9 protein-coding genes are annotated in these 16,442 nt (G+C 45.9%); 4 read left to right on the forward strand and 5 right to left on the reverse strand.

All coding sequences use genetic code 11. The annotated features are described in order from the left end of the window. The coding region (locus HMPREF9698_RS08955) for an Ig-like domain-containing protein (protein ID WP_003777356.1) at nt 1-3,713 on the reverse strand (3,713 nt) is incomplete at its 3' end. Between the two features lie 609 nt (nt 3,714-4,322). Between HMPREF9698_RS08955 and HMPREF9698_RS03480 the strand changes: the two genes are divergently transcribed. Both HMPREF9698_RS03480 and HMPREF9698_RS03485 read left to right on the forward strand, forming a co-directional pair. Beyond that, the gene (locus HMPREF9698_RS03480; RefSeq protein WP_003777357.1) at nt 4,323-4,577 is read left to right on the forward strand and encodes a hypothetical protein; all 255 of its coding nucleotides are present in this window, start codon (nt 4,323-4,325) and stop codon (nt 4,575-4,577) included. A gap of 2 nt (nt 4,578-4,579) precedes the next feature. Beyond that, nucleotides 4,580-5,932, forward strand: a complete 1,353-nt coding sequence (locus HMPREF9698_RS03485) for a tripartite tricarboxylate transporter permease (RefSeq protein WP_003777358.1) — start codon at nt 4,580-4,582, stop codon at nt 5,930-5,932. A gap of 777 nt (nt 5,933-6,709) precedes the next feature. On the opposite strand, the gene mscL is transcribed toward HMPREF9698_RS03485, so the two are convergent. The 3 genes from mscL to mnmE all read right to left on the reverse strand — a co-directional run bounded on the left by mscL (nt 6,710) and on the right by mnmE (nt 10,998). Beyond that, nucleotides 6,710-7,156 carry a large conductance mechanosensitive channel protein MscL gene (gene mscL, locus HMPREF9698_RS03490; protein ID WP_003777359.1) on the reverse strand — a complete coding sequence of 149 codons (447 nt, stop codon included), beginning with the start codon at nt 7,154-7,156 and terminating at the stop codon, nt 6,710-6,712. Between the two features lie 271 nt (nt 7,157-7,427). Beyond that, nucleotides 7,428-9,323: a tRNA uridine-5-carboxymethylaminomethyl(34) synthesis enzyme MnmG gene (gene mnmG / locus HMPREF9698_RS03500; RefSeq protein WP_003777360.1), complete on the reverse strand. Its 1,896-nt coding sequence runs from the start codon at nt 9,321-9,323 to the stop codon at nt 7,428-7,430. Nucleotides 9,324-9,609: 286 nt separating this feature from the next. After that, entirely contained in the window at nt 9,610-10,998 is a 1,389-nt protein-coding gene (gene mnmE / locus HMPREF9698_RS03505) for a tRNA uridine-5-carboxymethylaminomethyl(34) synthesis GTPase MnmE (protein WP_003777361.1), read from the reverse strand. A gap of 401 nt (nt 10,999-11,399) precedes the next feature. On the opposite strand from mnmE, the gene HMPREF9698_RS03510 reads away from it, so the two are divergent. Together HMPREF9698_RS03510 and HMPREF9698_RS03515 are read left to right on the forward strand one after the other, a co-directional pair. Next, complete coding sequence (locus tag HMPREF9698_RS03510; protein ID WP_003777362.1) at nt 11,400-13,112, forward strand: ABC transporter ATP-binding protein; 1,713 nt, start codon at nt 11,400-11,402, stop codon at nt 13,110-13,112. Nucleotides 13,113-13,297: 185 nt separating this feature from the next. Next, on the forward strand, nt 13,298-14,905 hold the full coding sequence (locus HMPREF9698_RS03515) for an ABC transporter ATP-binding protein (protein ID WP_003777363.1): 1,608 nt from the start codon (nt 13,298-13,300) through the stop codon (nt 14,903-14,905). 186 nt (nt 14,906-15,091) lie between these two features. Here HMPREF9698_RS03515 and HMPREF9698_RS03520 read toward each other — a convergent pair whose 3' ends face one another. Next, nucleotides 15,092-16,270, reverse strand: a complete 1,179-nt coding sequence (locus HMPREF9698_RS03520) for an amidohydrolase (RefSeq protein ID WP_003777364.1) — start codon at nt 16,268-16,270, stop codon at nt 15,092-15,094. Between the last annotated feature and the right edge of the window lie 172 nt (nt 16,271-16,442).

The raw sequence follows: 16,442 nt of genomic DNA on the forward strand, positions 1-16,442 counted from the left end.
TTGCCGTCGGCTCCATCTTCACCATCGTCACCGTCTTGACCGTCTTTTACGAAGGTTCGGTTGGTTTCTTCATAAGTGACTTCCCCAGTGATTGGGTTGGTGAGTGGACTTTCTACGATAATCCATGAACCAGCATTACCATCACTATCAAAGCCGCTTTCCACAGTAACACGTGGAGTAAGGCCGTCTTCGCCATCTTGAATAAACTCACGTTGAATTTCACTATAAACAGGTTCGTTGTTTACTGGATCTACTACAAGTTCACCAGTTGTTGGGTCGATGACTGGGTATTCCACAATCACCCATTTGCCTGAGTTATCCAAGGCATCTGATCCATCTTCAAGACGAACACGTGGTGTAAGACCATCGCGACCATTTTCACCATTTTGACCATCTGGAATGAATCGAACGTCTTCTCTGTATCTAGGTTCCCCAGTGCTAGTTCTACCAATTGGAGAATAAATGGTGATCCATAAACCTGAAACATAAGGTCCATTGTATTTTCCTGGTTCGTTAATAACTTCCAGAGCATAACTTGGATCTGCTGGTCCTTGACCTCTGGCGGTTAGAATGACTGGATTTATTCCGTCTTCACCTGGGTCACCTTTGGCACCGTGGGAGACAGTTTCACGATCAAGTTCTTGACCCTCTCCATCTAGGATAACTACGTCAAAGCCTTGGGGTGTTCTATTCTCAATAACAACTTTGTGACCATCTTGGCCATCTGGAATAAATTCACTATCAATCAATTCGCCTTGGTTGCCTTCAAGATCAAGTTGATAGACAAAAACCCATGTGCCTTCTCGACCTTCTACTTCACCATCTACCAAGTCGATAGTAACTGAACGGCCATCTTTACCTCTTTCACCATTTGCACCATCTGGAATAAAACGATAACTTTCAATAAATTCTGGTTCGCCGGTAATAGTATAGTTACCAGTAGGGTTTTTAATGGTTACCCATGTACCAAGACGTGTGTCACCATTGTAATTGTCAGTCAAATAACTTCGAATATTATCGTCACTTGGATTTGATGGACCTTGGCCTCGGTCAGTCTCTACAACCGGAACAAGGGTCTGAGGGGTAGGAGCTGGCGGAACAGTAAAGGTGTGTCCATCGTTATAAATAAATTCAATGCTACCGTCTGGTCTTCTAATTGAATTGACAATTCTTGGTAGGGAGTATTCGACAATTTGGTCTTCTGACTCTTGGATAACTTCACGGGAGACTTCTTGGTAGTATTGGCCGCGGATATTGACAAAATCATCTGGGGTAAAGCCAGGAATTTGGTCTGGGTTAACGTGAACGTATAAAACTCGGACGCGTCCATTTTGACCAGGTCTAACTTCTCGAATACCTGTCCAACCGGGCCTATCTGATTCTACAAATTTAGTACCATATCCAGTATCCTCAACGGTCATTTCAAAAAGAGGGCCTTTTTCTTCTTCTTTATCTTCGCCTCCACCTTCGATTATATTATTGCCCTCACCGGATAGGGCTTCCACAGAATATACTAGGTATGATGTATGTCCAGCCTGCTGGCCTGTCTCATAATCAACATCATTTGACTGTACTTGCATACCAAATTCACCTTGAGGCCCTAGACGATCGGGATCAAATGTTCCATGGACTACCATAATATAGGTGTCAGAGTTATTGGTTGGCGCGTCAATCCAGTAGTCTCCATCTTCTGTCGCATTATCACTTGTTAAATAACTTTCGACATTAACTTGATCAGTAATATCCTCTGCTCCAACTGCAACTGGATCAAAAGCTCTACTTTCTGGTAATACCCTACCATCTGACACGCGGTAAACCCGTATGTCCAATGAATCCATATTGATAGCATTCGGAGCTCCGGGTTCTGTTCCTTCCGTAGCTGTGATATAAAAAACTCTGCCTTCTGTTCCAATATAATTGTTGTCAATGTTGAAATAGGCTGTTGCTCTAAATGTATTAGTTTTATCATCGACCCAGTTTATGACAGACGATGTAGATGCTGGTCCATTTCTTCTGACGTTTTGACGATAGTCTATAAAAGTATCCTCTCTGAAAACTTCGTCACCAATTCTATAATATAAAGGATACTCCCCAGTGTTCTGTGCTTCTCCTAAATCAATCCAGTGATTTAATGTGTGAGAAAATCGGACATTCGATTTTCTATCAACATAATCTGTGAAAGTATAACGGATGATATTGTTTTCACGATCATCTTCTATATAGGCAATGATATCGCCATTTCCATCAGTAATTGTTGGTCTAGGAGTGCCATATATTTGTTCGTGTAATCTACGTTCTCTAAAAGATAAGCCTGTGCGAGCATTTACATCAACCTGACCAATGGCAATTTCTGGAGCGTAATGCAAGTCAATATAGTCTCCACTAGTAACAGTTTCAGGAACTTGAACTGAAAGTGTGAAATAAATACTGTCACCACTAGTTGGTTGGATATAATTACCAGTCTTTTTAATTGGTATTCCCAAAAATCTAGCAACAGTGTATGAATCAGTTGGGACTTGTAAATTACCTTCAACTATTACCTCATTACTCACATCCCGGCCACTTTGGGGAGAAAGGTTGTCATTGGCAGCACGACTTAAGGTGTTAGCTGATCGAGTTGTGCCTGCGGTAGGTTGTGGGTTGGCAGCACGGTTAGAATATTGGCTTGAACTGTCAGCAGTAGAATCTTGTAACCGGCCATTTTCGAGCTTGTTCTCCACAAGTTTAATGGGGTTGAGTGTACCGTCTTCTTTTAGGTCAAAATCCCGTCGGTTGGTTACCCCTGCCGCGTTAATGGCTTCTAGTTGTAATCTGCCATTTGTTTGGAGAGGTTGGTTGAGCAAGAGGTGACCGTCTTGTCGGACAATATCTAATTCTTGATCGTCCAGGGTCGCTTTGACGAAGCCATCTGTGATGATTTCAGTCAGGCTTTTACCCTCTGGGTCTATGTAGTTTCTCAAGGAGAGTTCAGGTTTAACTGACCCTTCTTCACTACTATCCCCCGAATGGTCAGCTGGTTTGCTTTCATCTGTTTTGTCGCCGTCTAGGTCAGGTCTTGTAACAGCTTCTTGATCCGGTTGACCTAAGTCTTCTCGATTTTGACCTTCTCTGTTATCATCTTGGTCAGTCTGGTCTTCTTCCCATTGACCGGCTTCATCAACTTGACCCTCTTGATCATTTTGGTCAGCTTGGTCTTCCTCAGGGTCATCCTCGTCTGGATCCTCGGTCAGGGTTTCTTCCAGCTCGTTTTGGTCCAGCTCGTTTTGGCTAGGTGTATGGTCTGAGTCGTCCTCAGTTTCGATGTCTTGGCTTTCTTCTTCATGACCCTTGGCTTCTTCTGGCGCTTCCTCCGGTGATTGGCCTTCTACTTCTTGTAGAAGTTCCTGGTCGTCGTCAATGCCTTCGAGGAGTTCTTCGTCTAGATCAGGAAGTTCAGTACCGAATTTACTAGGAATTTCCCAAGTCTCCTGGTCTTCTACACCAGAACCTTCACTTAAGGCTGGGTTTTGGTCTGGGTCAAGTTCTTGACTTAGGGCCTGATTTTCGTCTGAAACTTCAGCCGCCTTAACATTGACAGCCTCCCGTCCAGCAAACAAAAAGCCTGCTGAAACAGCAACAGACGCTACCCCAATGGACAAGCGTTTGATGGAATAACGGTAGAATTTGTTCCCCATTTTCTCCCGTCTTAGTTTAAAGTTATTTTTACCAACCATTAAATCTCTCCTTTAATTTTGAGTCGTTTCATTGCGAATGATTCTAAGGACTGCTGTTTTGTTAACTTCATTAGATTTTACCCTAATCCCCCTGTCACAAATGTTCGGAAAAAGGTTATCCAATTGTTATCCTTACTCATTATTTGATTATATGACCCTTTTCCAAACATGTAACTAGTTTCACATTACTGGATTTATTGTATGACTAAATTAAATTTTTCTAGGCCAATAAGGTTCAATTAGTCCGATTTGATCTTCTAGCTGATATAAATAGAATTTATCAGACTAATACCCTAAAAAATCCAGTAAAATGCCACCAAGATCAACGATTTCCAATGATAAAACAAACTACGTTTTCTAATATATCATACTTATAAGAATCAATCCATGGTAAATTCCATTCTTTTCCTAAAACTATTATTAAAAAGCTGGTATTGAGAAGGCTATGGAATAATTGATAAGGCTTACTTGACTGAAACGCTAGGCTAGCCCATCCCCACAAAATCAATAAGATTTTCTTAAAGCCATTCAATTCTGTCTAGTCCTGGTGTATGATAATGGAACGTGAGATTGTTAATTATTACACTTAATTGAGATAGGAAGGTTCTAATGAAAAATCCTGATGGTAAAAAAGACCAACTCTATGAAGTCTGGGGCGATGTCATTGCCGTCAAGCCCCTCCTCTTTTCCTTGGCCTTGGCAACGGTAATGGGACTGGGCTTCTTTCTGGTCGCTCCAGCTAGTGACTCTCTCAAACTCTTGGCAGGGATCTTTGGTATCGTCCTGGCAACTGTCATCAACTCCCTCCTCTTCAAACCCAAACGGCAGATTGACCGAGTTAAGCCAGGCAAGGAGGAAGACTAGCTATGGACCTTGTACTTGTCGGCCAAATGCTGGCCATGGCAGTTTTCGGCGCTCTCCTTTACACCTTGCTTGGGGTCATCCCTGGTACCGATGAAACAGCTGTCCTGGCCCCGGTCACCCTGGTCTTGGCCCTGACCGGAATCCCGCCCCAAGTCCTCCTCTGCTTTTTTATCGCCGCCATTGTCTCCAAGATGATTACGGGCAATATTCCAGTCGGCGTGGTCGGCATCCCCTCAGGTGTCATGTCTGCTCCCATGATTCCAGCAGCCATGGACTTGAAACAGGAAGGTCTAACCGACACCAGCATCCGGAAAATGTCAGCTGGGTCCTTGGTGGGAACTGTTTTGGCCATCCCCCTCAGTTTTTTACTGGCCTCCTTTTTAGTCCCCTTTGGCCAAGCTATTTCAGACAATGCTACTTTGATCTTTATGATCGGAACCCTCTTTTTGGCCCTCATGTCCAAAAACAAGGTCATGTCCCTCCTAGCCATCCTGCCCCTGTCCATCCTCTTCCAAGGGCTCAACCAGCTCTATTGGGGCCTGGAAATTTTGCCAGAGGGGGAGGAAGTCTTTATTTCTTTCTTCCTGGCCATTACCATTGGCCCCTTGATGGTCAACCTCTTGGAACTCTTAAGTGGTGGGTCGGTTGCTGAGAAATTTAAGCGAGACACGTATCTAAAGACGACCATCAGCCAAACGGAGACCAAGTCCAGCCTCAACCCCCTTCAGATCTTGTCCAGAAGGGAATTGGCCTCCAGTGTTTTGGCCACCGTCTTAGGGGTTATCACCTTCTTCATGTCCCCCGTGGGGATGATGGTTTTTATCGGCGAAAGCCTGGCCCAGCGCGAAAAAGACCAGCTGGACCGGTCCAAGATGACAGTCACAGTCATGAATGCCTTAAACAATGCCTCTTATATTGCCGGCATCCTAATCCCCCTGCTGGCTATTGGGATTCCTTTAAGCGGGGTGGCGATTGGTCCGGGCAATGCCCTCTTTAACGCTCCCCCCGTCTACACCCTAGACAACAACCTCTACCATCAGTTGACTACTGGCGAATTTGTCCTGCCGGTTGTCTTAGGGGCTGGGGTGGCTATTGCCATCACCTACTTTATTACTGTCCGCTATGCCAAGGAAATTACCCTCTTTATTTTTTCAAAAATCCCCCATGAAGCCATATTAGGCCTCTTCCTTGCCCTTGTGGTAGTCCTGGCCTACATGGATGCTGGCTGGTTAAACGTCTTCGGTGTCTTATTGATCGCCAGCATTTCTGGAATCTTCAACCGCTGGGGCGTCAACTACGGTGTCCAATTCATGGTCCTCTATGCCTCCAGTGGCTTTATCGGCCTTTTGGTCTAGGGTTTAAAGAGTCAGTGGGGGTGGCAAATGATTGGCCTTCTAGCCTGGATGGTTGGACTGTAATATTTTCACTTTTTAGGGGAGGTCTGGTCCAGCTAAGAGGCGACAATGGCAGATGTTTGCCGGTAAACAGACGTAAGGCGACAATTCGGCTGCGGTAAAGGAGTTAGCTGGCCATAACGCGACAATTGCTGAGTAATAAAGGAGTTAGCTAACCATAACGCGACAATTGCTGAGCAATAAAGGAGTTATGAAGTCATAACGCGACAATTGACTCGCAATAAAGAAGTTATGAAGCCATAACGCGACAATTGACTCGCAATAAAGGAGTTAGGAAGCCACAACGCGACAATCGCCCAGAAATAAAGGAGTTAGGAAGCCATAACGCGACAATTGCTGAGCAATAAAGGAGTTATGAAGCCATAACGCGACAATTGCCCTGCAATAAAGGAGTTAGGAAGCCATAACGCGACAATCGCCCAGCAATAAAGGAGTTAGGAAGCCACAACGCGACAATCGCCCAGTAATAAAGGAGTTAGGAAGCCATAACGCGACAATTGCTGAGCAATAAAGGAGTTATGAAGCCACAACGTGACAATTGCCCAGAAATAAAGGAGTTAGCCGGCCGGGGCCACTTATGATAAAAGACTTGAGTGGCAGGCCCATTTCTCTCCCAGCCCCTGCGCCAATGTCCTAGCACAAAAGTGACTACACAATAAAAGCGACCCAGATACAAAAAAGGCCAGCTGAATCGTCAGCTGGCCTTTTTGTCTGGTCTTATTCTTCTAATTGACCTAATTGGGCTTGGTCTGGGCTTTCCTCTTCAGGGGGATTGGCTTGGGCTTGTTTTTCTTCTTTCAAGATGGTCTTGATATCAGCCAGGAGTTCTTCAGCAGTTGGGGCAGACTCTTCTTCTTTTTCCTCTTCGTGCTTGAACTGCCGGGTGATGGTGTTGACTCCCTTGATGATGATAAAGAGGACGATGGAGATTAGGAAAAAATTGATGATGGATTGTAAAAAGGCTCCCACTCCCAACTCGGCTGACCCAATGGAAATGGTCATGCCACTGATGTCCGAGTTACCTGAGAGAGCTGCAATAATCGGTCCAATCAGATCTTCAACGAGGGAGTTGACGATGGCGGTAAAAGCTGCCCCCATGACAACCCCAATGGCAAGGTCTAAAACATTCCCCTGCATGATAAACTCTTTAAATTCTTTAAACATGGTTGCGCTCCTTTGAATGGTCAAGTCTCATAGGTCTATTCTAGGATAAAAAACCGACCCAGGCAATGCGCTTGCCTTTGAAAAAACCTTGTTTCCAAGCCAAATGAAAAGAGAAGGGGTTAGCTTGTCTTTTGTCTGGTCTTTAAAATCGGCAGGCAGGCTCAAGCTCTTCCCCTTCCCACTTGCCTCGGTCAAGTCGGCACAGTCTAGGCAAAAGCTAATCAACTGGCAACTAAGAAGCAAGTCCCGCTTCCAAATCCAAGGACCTAAGCTAAGCCTGGTTCGCCTTGTGGACTTGGCCTTGTTCGACGTAAACCATGAGGATAGAAATGTCTGCTGGGTTGACCCCGCTGATCCGGCTAGCCTGGGCAATGGTTTCCGGCCGGATAAGGTCCAGTTTTTCAATGGCTTCGGTCGCCAAACCGTTGATTTGGGTGTAGTCGATCTGGTCTGGAATCCGCTTGTTCTCCATCCGCTTGATCTTATCCGCCTTGCGTTTGGCTTTTTCGATGTAGCCTTCATACTTGATGGAAATTTCAACCTGTTCTGCCTCGTAACGTCCCAGTTTTTCTGGAGCGGGGACAAATTCCATCAGGTCCTCGTAAGTCACATAAGGGCGTTTCAAAAAGTCATAAGCCTGCTTGCCGTCCTTGAGCTGGGGTTCGCCTTTTGCTTCCAAGTAGTCGTGGACATCGCTTGGGGTCAGTCGGGCTGACTTGAGCCGGGCCAGTTCTTTTTCCACGATAGCTTTTTTCTCCAAGAAGCGGTCATAGCGGTCCTGGGAAATCAAGCCAAGTTCATAACCCTTTTCGGTCAAGCGGAAGTCGGCATTGTCGTGGCGGAGGAGGAGCCGGTATTCCGCCCGGGAGGTTAAGAGACGGTAGGGTTCGTTGGTTCCCTTGGTGACCAGGTCGTCGATCATGACCCCGATATAGCTTTCGTCCCGCTTCATCACAAAAGGCTCTTGGCCTCTTATCTTGCGAACAGCGTTGATGCCGGCTACAATCCCTTGACCTCCTGCTTCTTCATAGCCACTGGTCCCGTTCATTTGGCCAGCCGTAAACAGACCGTCAACGAGCTTGGTTTCCAAGGAAGGGCGGAGTTGGTGAGGGGTGACGACATCGTACTCAATGGCGTAGCCGGTCCGCATCATCTCCACGTCTTCCAAGCCGGGGATGGTCTTGAGAACTTCCAGTTGCACGTCTTCTGGCAGGGAAGAAGACAAGCCTTGGACATAGATTTCGTCGGTGTCCAGGCCTTCTGGTTCCAGGAAAATTTGGTGGCGGGGCTTGTCTGAGAACCGGACCACCTTGTCTTCAATGGAAGGGCAGTAACGGGCCCCTACCCCGTCCACAATCCCGGTGAACATGGGGGCTCGTTCCAAGTTGTCCCGGATAATATCGTGGGAGTCAGAGTTGGTGTAGGTTAAAAAGCAAGGCTCTTGGTCTTCTAGGTAGTCTTCGTCCTTGCTTTCATAAGAAAAGTGGTTGGGGGTCTTGTGGCCTTCCTGGATTTCGGTCTCACCGTAGTGGATGGTCCGCTTGTTGATCCGCGGTGGGGTCCCTGTTTTAAACCGGTCCAGTTCAAAGCCTAGGTCCAAGAGGTTTTCAGAGAGTTTAATGGAGGCTAGGGTGTTGTTGGGGCCGGAGGAGTATTTCAAGTCGCCTACCACAATTTGCCCTCTTGAAGAGGTCCCGGCTGTTAAGACCACAGCTTGGGCAGTGTAGGAAGCACCTGAGTGGGTGACAACTCCTTTGACCACTCCGTCTTCGACAATGAGTTCGTTGACCACACTTTGTTTGAGGTCCAGGTTTTCTTGGCGCTCTAGGGTTTTTTTCATTTCATTGGAGTAAATATGCTTGTCGGCTTGGGCTCTTAGGGCACGGACTGCTGGGCCTTTTGCGGTGTTGAGCATCCGCATTTGGATATAGGCCTTGTCGATATTCCGCCCCATTTCCCCGCCTAAAGCGTCAATTTCTCGGACGACAATCCCCTTGGCAGGGCCACCTAAAGAGGGGTTGCAGGGCATGTGGGCCACCATGTCCAGGCTGATGGTTACCAGCAAGGTCTTAGCCCCTAAACGGGCAGCTGCCAAGGCTGCTTCTGACCCGGCATGACCTGCTCCTACTACAATGACATCGTACGATCCAGCTTGGTATCTTTCCATCAATGACTTCCTTTCTATTTCCAGGGTCAGTCTTGTGTTTCGTTTGAAAATCTTAGGCTTGCTTGGCAAAAAATGGCTTGGAAGGAGGCCGGTCTGGCAGTCAGCTTTCTCTTGACTTAAGTAAAATCAGCTGATACTTTTGGCCTTCAGCTAAAGGGTCAGGGGCGGTTTTTCCCCAACTGAACTAGCGGAATCATATTTCTTCTGCACAGCAAGCAGGTTCAGTTTTCACCCTTCAAACCAATCTAGCTCTTTCATTTGTTTCTGCCAGGCAAGCCAGTCCAGTCTATTTACCCAAGCAGAACTGGCTGAATAGTTGGGTAATCAATTCATCTTGGACACTGTCGCCGGTGATTTCCCCTAAATAGTCCCAGGCCCGGGTCATGTCGACCTGGACCAGGTCAACCGGCATACCTAAGTCAATGCCTTCAATCACCTCATCCAAGGCATCAACTGCCTTGTTGAGGAGGGAAATGTGGCGGGTGTTGGAGACATAAGTAGCGTCCCGGTCCCCTGTTTGGCCGGAGAAAAAGAGGTCAGCAATCTTGTCCTCTAAGTCAGTCAAGCCTAAGTCGGTCATGGCAGACGTTGTGATAAAGTCAGCATCCGGCAGGGCCTGGCTGAGCCGGTCTAAGTCCAAGTGTTGGTCAAGGTCAGACTTGTTCAAGATGACAATCCGCTTGTGGTCTTTGGTAGCTTCAATCAAGGCCAGGTCTTCATCGGTCAAGGCTTCATGTTGGTTAAAGACCAACAAGACCAAGTCAGCATCCTGGATGGCCTTGCGGGACCGCTCGACCCCGATTCGCTCCACCTGATCTTCCGTGTCCCGAATGCCAGCTGTGTCGATCAAGCGGAGGGGGACCCCCTTGACACTGACATACTCTTCGACAATGTCCCGGGTGGTCCCGGCTACATCCGTCACAATAGCCTTTTCTTCCCGCAAGAGTTTGTTAAGCAGGCTGGACTTGCCCACATTGGGCCGGCCGATAATGGCAGTAGCCAGGCCTTCTCTAAGAACCTTGCCTTGTTGGGCGGTTTCCAGGAGTGCCTTGACCTGGCTTTTGACAGACTGGGCCTTTTCCAAAAGCATTTGAGAGGTCATCTCTTCCACGTCATCGTATTCTGGGTAGTCAATGTTGACTTCCACCTGGGCCAGGGTATCCAGGATTTCCTGGCGTAAGTTGCGGATCAACTTGGACAGGTCCCCGTCCATCTGGTTGACCGCCACCTGCATGGCCTTGTCCGTCTTGGCCCGGATCATGTCCATGACTGCTTCAGCTTGGGAGAGGTCGACCCGGCCGTTGAGAAAGGCCCGCTTGGTAAATTCACCCGGTTCAGCTAAGCGGGCGCCATTGTTTAACACCAGCTGGAGGACCTTGTTCACGGCTAAAATGCCCCCGTGGCTATTGATTTCCACCACGTCTTCCTTGGTATAGGTTTTGGGGGCCTTCATCAGGGTCACCATGACTTCATCCACCACCTGGTCCGTTTTAGGGTCTACCACCCGGCCGTAGTGGATGGTGTGGCTGTCCTGGTCCGAAATTTTTTTGCTCCCCATCTGGTAAACCCGGTCTGCTATGGCAATGGCTTCTTCACCGGAAATCCGGACGATCCCAATCCCCCCTTCACCTGGTGGGGTTGAAATAGCCGCAATGGTATCAAAATCTAAAGACATCACTTTACCTCCTCAATGCACAAGAATGCTCGTCGCCTAGGTCAATAAAAAAAGCACTTCCCACCAATAGCGACCAAATCCAGCTGGTCAAGTTTTGATAGGACGTACTTTCACTACGTCGATCTTATTTAACTAATTCCTCAATCTCATTTCAGCAGGTATATTATATAGAAAGTTACTTGGCATTGCAAGGCTTTTGTTTTGAAAAGTAAAAACATCAGATAATCTTACAATTTTATCATATCGTTTACGTCTTTTACCTCTATTGCTTTCAGATCCTTTTAAATATATAATAAGTTTAAAATTATAAATTATTTTATTTAAATGATATAATTGATTTTATCATAAGTAAAATAATAAACAATTAATTAAAGCTGATATATACCGCAAGGGGGATTCAGATGAAAGAAAAGCTTTATAAGGAATTAGTAAAAGAGTTGTACCGAGATAATAAGTTCTATCTTCTTGGTACTCTTGCCGTGGCTTTTGGGACAGCAGCGATCAATGTGGCCCTCTCTTGGTTACTCCAGATGGCTATTGATATTGCTACGGGAGAAGCGTCTATGACTTTTATGCAAGTCCTTTACTTGGCACTTGCCTTTATCCTCTTAACAGTTGTTATCATGGCCCTAAATGCCTATTTTTTCCCCCGTTATATTAAAAGAGCGATGGTCAATTATAAGCAGTATTTGCTCCAAAAGCTTTTACGTAAAAACATAGCCGACTTTAGCCAACTGGGGAAATCGGTGTATTTATCCGCCCTAACCAATGATACCAAGGTCATTGAAGAGAAATACGTCCGGCAACAAATTGCCCTAATCACTGAAATCGTAACCTTCATTGGGGCTTTAGCTTTTATGCTGTACTTATCTGTATTAATGACCCTAGTCTCCATTGCTATCACCATGATTCCTGTAATATCTTCATTAATTACGGGCTCGCGCCTAGTTAAGATTGAGCAAGTTATTTCCAAGAAAAATTCGACTTTTGTGGGCATTATTTCAGACTTTATCAATGGCTTCCCCTTGGTTAAAAACTTTAAGGCCGAAAAACAAATTGCAAAACACTTGGGTCAAAGCAATGAAAATTTAGAAGAAAACAAAAAACAATTAGAGAACAGTCGATTAACCATTAGCTTATTTAGTCAGGGGTCTGGCATTTTTACCCAGTTAGCTGTCACCATGTTTGGAGCTTATTTAGTCCTGAATGACCAAGGCTTTACAGCTGGGATGATCATTTCCTTTGTGAATTTAATGAACTTTATCATTAGCCCAGTGGTCAACCTGCCGACTATGATCTCAGAAAGAAGGGCTGCCTTAGGACTAATCAAGAAGGCTGCCTCTTTCCTCGATCCAGGGGAGGCTGACCCAGATCAACAGATGACTCCACTACCCAGCCTGGAAGAATCGATTAAACTACAATCAGTTTCCTTTGCCTATCCTGGAGGGGATACAATCCTGAAAGATCTTGACTGGGAGTTTAAAAGGGGCAAGTCCTACGCCATCGTAGGGGCTTCTGGTTCAGGCAAATCAACCTTATTAAAATTACTGATGAAAAACCAGCAACCAGTATCTGGAAATATTTATTATGACCAAATTAACTTGAAGGATGCCAAACTAGATGCTTTATATGAAGAAGTCAGCCTGATAGACCAGGATGTTTTTATTTTTAATGCCAGCATTCTAGATAACTTGACAATGTTCCAAGACTTTGACGAGGACCAAATTCAAGAAGTGATTGACCAAGCTTCCCTCCGCAAGCTAGTTAATGATAAAGGACTCTCCTATTCCTGTGGGGAAAATGGGGTTAACCTATCCGGCGGTGAAAAGCAACGCATTGCCATCGGAAGAGCCTTATTGAAAAATTCCTCCATTTTTTTAACAGACGAAGCCACTTCTGCCTTAGACAAGGAAACGGCTTATCAAATTACAAATGATATTTTAAACTTAAGTGAAAAAACCAAAATTATGATCACCCACTCTTTGGCTAAAGGCCTATTAGAACAGTATGATGAAATTCTGGTCTTGAAGAATGGCAATATAGCCGAATCAGGCAGTTTTGCTGATTTAGTTGAAGCAAATGGCTACTTTAACTACCTGTATTCCATTGCTTAAGTTAAAATATGAGGGACCAACTTCCAAAAACAAGCAAGTAAGTTAAAAAATATTTGAATATTCTAAATAAATATAATATAATAATAATACAAAAATAAAAAAACGATTTTAATTTAAAACGTGATCGCTGAGAATGAGGTCGCTAACGCTTAAATTCGTCAAATTAACAAGAAAGTGGTGGACCCATGTCAACTTACATAAAAGCTTATTGGAAGGAAAACCTCCTTCTTTTATTCATCATTACTGTTGGGGCTGGAGCCCAGATTTTGGCTGGTATTTTAAATGCCCGTGCCCTCAACTCCTTGATCGCCTTTAATTGGACCCAGTTCTTCTGGTCCATGCTAGCTATTGTCCTCATGCTAGGCTTGTATGTCTTGTCTCTCCTCTTCCGGATTCCCTACGAAGCCAAGGTCATCCAGCTCATGGTCACCCAGATCCGGACAGATATTACAGAAAGTTTGCAAGACCTCACCTACCAGGAATTCCACCAACACGAAGCCTCTGCCTTTATCTCCTGGCTGAACAACGATATAACCACTATCGAATCAACTGGCTTTACCAACCTCTACGCCTGTATCACCATGATTATCGAAGCCCTTTTTGCAACTGTTTCTCTAATCTTCTTCCACTGGGGTATTGTTCTTTTCGCCTTCGCCATTTCCCTTTTAACTTATTTCCTGCCCATGCTGGTCAAAAAACGGGTCCAAGACTCTACCCTTGAGATGACTCAGGAACAGGAAAAATTTGTCGGAACAGTGACCAGTGTCTTGCAAGGTTTTGACACCCTTTTTTCTTATAACTTGGTCTCCCGTATCAGGGACCGGGTCTACCAAGCCTCCCAAGACTTGGCCGATAAAAAAGTTGACCAGCGGAAACAATTGACCTACAGTGCCATTCTTGGGGCTTCCGGGAACCTCTTAGGCCAGAGTGGTATCTTGGTTTTAACGGGTTACCTAGCCCTCCAACAAATTGTAACGATCGGGTCCATTAACGCCACCGAGGCCTTGAGTAATAAGATCTTTAACAGTGTGGGCAATATTACCAACACCATTTTGGAGATCAAAAGTGTTACCCCCATCTTTGAAAAATTCCAATCCCTCAAAAACACTGACCGGCCTCAATCCCAATCTTTTGAAGTGGCCAACAACACTATCTCCCTTAACCAATTGAACTATACTTATGACCAAGGTGACCAGCTCTGGGACCAGGGTGTTTCTTATGACTTCACCCAGAATGGGAAATACGCTATCCTTGGCCCAAGTGGGAGTGGGAAAAGTACCCTCTTTAATATCTTAAACGGCAAACTAACCGACTACCAAGGATCCTTAAGAATTTGTGGCAATGAGATCAAGGAAACTAGGGGAGAAGATATCCGGGAGGAAGTTATGTACCTAGACCAAACCCCTTATATTTTTGAAGGGACCATTTTGGATAATATTAGCCTGGGTGAGACCTTTAGTGAAGACCAAGTCTGGCAAGCCCTGGCAGAAGCCGGCCTAACAGACTATGTCAAAGGCTTGGCGAATGGCCTAGATACCCCAGTAGGCGAAGGCGGCCGGTCCCTATCCGGTGGGCAAAAGCAACGCCTGGCCTTGGCAAGGGGCTTTATCCGGCATAAAAATATTGTCTTGGTCGACGAGGGAACCTCCAGTCTGGACCAAGAAGCTGCCCTCAATATTGAAAGAAATCTTGTCACCAACCCCCAATTAACCGTCATCATGATCACCCACAATCTGAGGTCTGAAATTGAAGCCGAACTGGATGGAGTCTTGGACCTAGCTCAGTTTATCTAAAGACTTGGCTAGGATGGGCTAGGCTGGACTAGCCTTGTTTAGTGCCAAGTCAATTTGTCTAGGCCTAGGCTCGAATAAAAAGGCACCGCTTCAAAGACAAAACCATCAACCATCCTCCAGCAAACACACAAAAAAGCAAGCAGCTAGCTCAAGCTAACCTGCTTGCTTTTAATCGTTTATGGTTAGTTAAAATTCATCCTGGTCCAGGTAGGCCAAGGCATACTGGGCATAGAGTTCAGCACCTGTTTTTAAGGCATCCTCATCAATGTTAAAGTTCGGGTGGTGGTGAGGGTAGTTAGCACTTTTTTCTGGGTTCCGGCAGCCCACTGTCGCAAATGTACCGGGAACTTGTTGAGAGAAGTAGCCGAAGTCTTCACTGCCCATGGTTGCTGGGTTGTGGCGGAGGTTTTCTTCCCCGAAGGATTCGGTGACCACTTTTTGAGCCAGCTCGGCAGAAGCCCGGTCATTGTCGACAAACTCGACTAGGCGTTCATATTCAACGTCTGCTTGCCCGTCCCAGGCCTGGGCGATGGCTTGGGCATACTTGCGGATTCCTTCTTCTATCTTTTCCCGGGTTGGGTTGTCAAAGACCCGGACAGTGCCAACCAGGGTTGACTCGCCTGGGATAATGTTAAACCGGCTACCGGATTCAAATTGACCAAGGGAAACCACTGCAGGTTGGAGGGGGTTTACCGTCCGAGATACCACAGCTTGAACATTGGTAGCGAACTGGGCTCCCATGAGCAGGGCATCCTTACTGGCGTGAGGTTGGGCACCGTGGCCTCCGTCACCTTTAAACTTGACGGTAAACTTGTCCCCAGCTGCAAGGATTGGGCCCGGCTCAACTGATACCTTGTGGGTTTCGTCGGCTGACAAAATGTGGAGGCCAAAGACATTGTCGACCCCTTCTGTAACACCCTGACCAACCACTGTCTTAGCCCCTTGACCGATCTCTTCGGCTGGTTGGAAGATAAAGCGGACGGTCCCGTGAATCAAGTCCCGGTTAGCATTCAAGGCTCTCAAGGCTAAAAAGAGCATGGAGACGTGCCCATCGTGACCACAAGCATGCATCTTCCCTTCATTTTGAGACTTGTAGTCTACATCATTGGCTTCGTTGATTGCCAAGGCATCCATATCCCCCCGCAAGAGGACAGTCTTGCCGGGATGGTCGCCTTCAATTTCAGTTACCACACCAGTCGGGTCTAAGGTTCGGTAAGGGAGGCCTAATTCTTCTAACTTGTCGACGAAAAATTGGGTCGTCTCCACTTCCTCAAATGATAATTCGGGGTGTTGGTGTAAGTAACGTCTCATCTCAACCATGTCTGCTTCATGGTCTAGGATATAATCTTTGATTGCTTGCTGCATTCCATCACCTTCTAAAGTCTAAGTTACCTTCTATTATTAAACATTTCTCACCTAATTGCAATTGATACGGGCTTAATATGAGATAAATAGATAACTTGCCATTTTTTCGCCTGATTAACTGACAAAGACCCTGGAGCTAGTGTATAATTTAAGAGATGATTGTAATAGAAGG

The organism is Alloiococcus otitis ATCC 51267, from assembly GCF_000315445.1.
Lineage (GTDB): Bacteria > Bacillota > Bacilli > Lactobacillales > Carnobacteriaceae_A > Alloiococcus > Alloiococcus otitis.

Bases quoted from the DNA above. Each gene is read 5' to 3' on its own strand.
- HMPREF9698_RS03480 (WP_003777357.1), top strand. From the start codon at position 4,323: ATGAAAAATCCTGATGGTAAAAAAGACCAACTCTATGAAGTCTGGGGC.
- HMPREF9698_RS03485 (WP_003777358.1), top strand. From the start codon at position 4,580: ATGGACCTTGTACTTGTCGGCCAAATGCTGGCCATGGCAGTTTTCGGC.
- mscL (WP_003777359.1), bottom strand. From the start codon at position 7,156: ATGTTTAAAGAATTTAAAGAGTTTATCATGCAGGGGAATGTTTTAGAC.
- mnmG (WP_003777360.1), bottom strand. From the start codon at position 9,323: ATGGAAAGATACCAAGCTGGATCGTACGATGTCATTGTAGTAGGAGCA.
- mnmE (WP_003777361.1), bottom strand. From the start codon at position 10,998: ATGTCTTTAGATTTTGATACCATTGCGGCTATTTCAACCCCACCAGGT.
- HMPREF9698_RS03510 (WP_003777362.1), top strand. From the start codon at position 11,400: ATGAAAGAAAAGCTTTATAAGGAATTAGTAAAAGAGTTGTACCGAGAT.
- HMPREF9698_RS03515 (WP_003777363.1), top strand. From the start codon at position 13,298: ATGTCAACTTACATAAAAGCTTATTGGAAGGAAAACCTCCTTCTTTTA.
- HMPREF9698_RS03520 (WP_003777364.1), bottom strand. From the start codon at position 16,270: ATGCAGCAAGCAATCAAAGATTATATCCTAGACCATGAAGCAGACATG.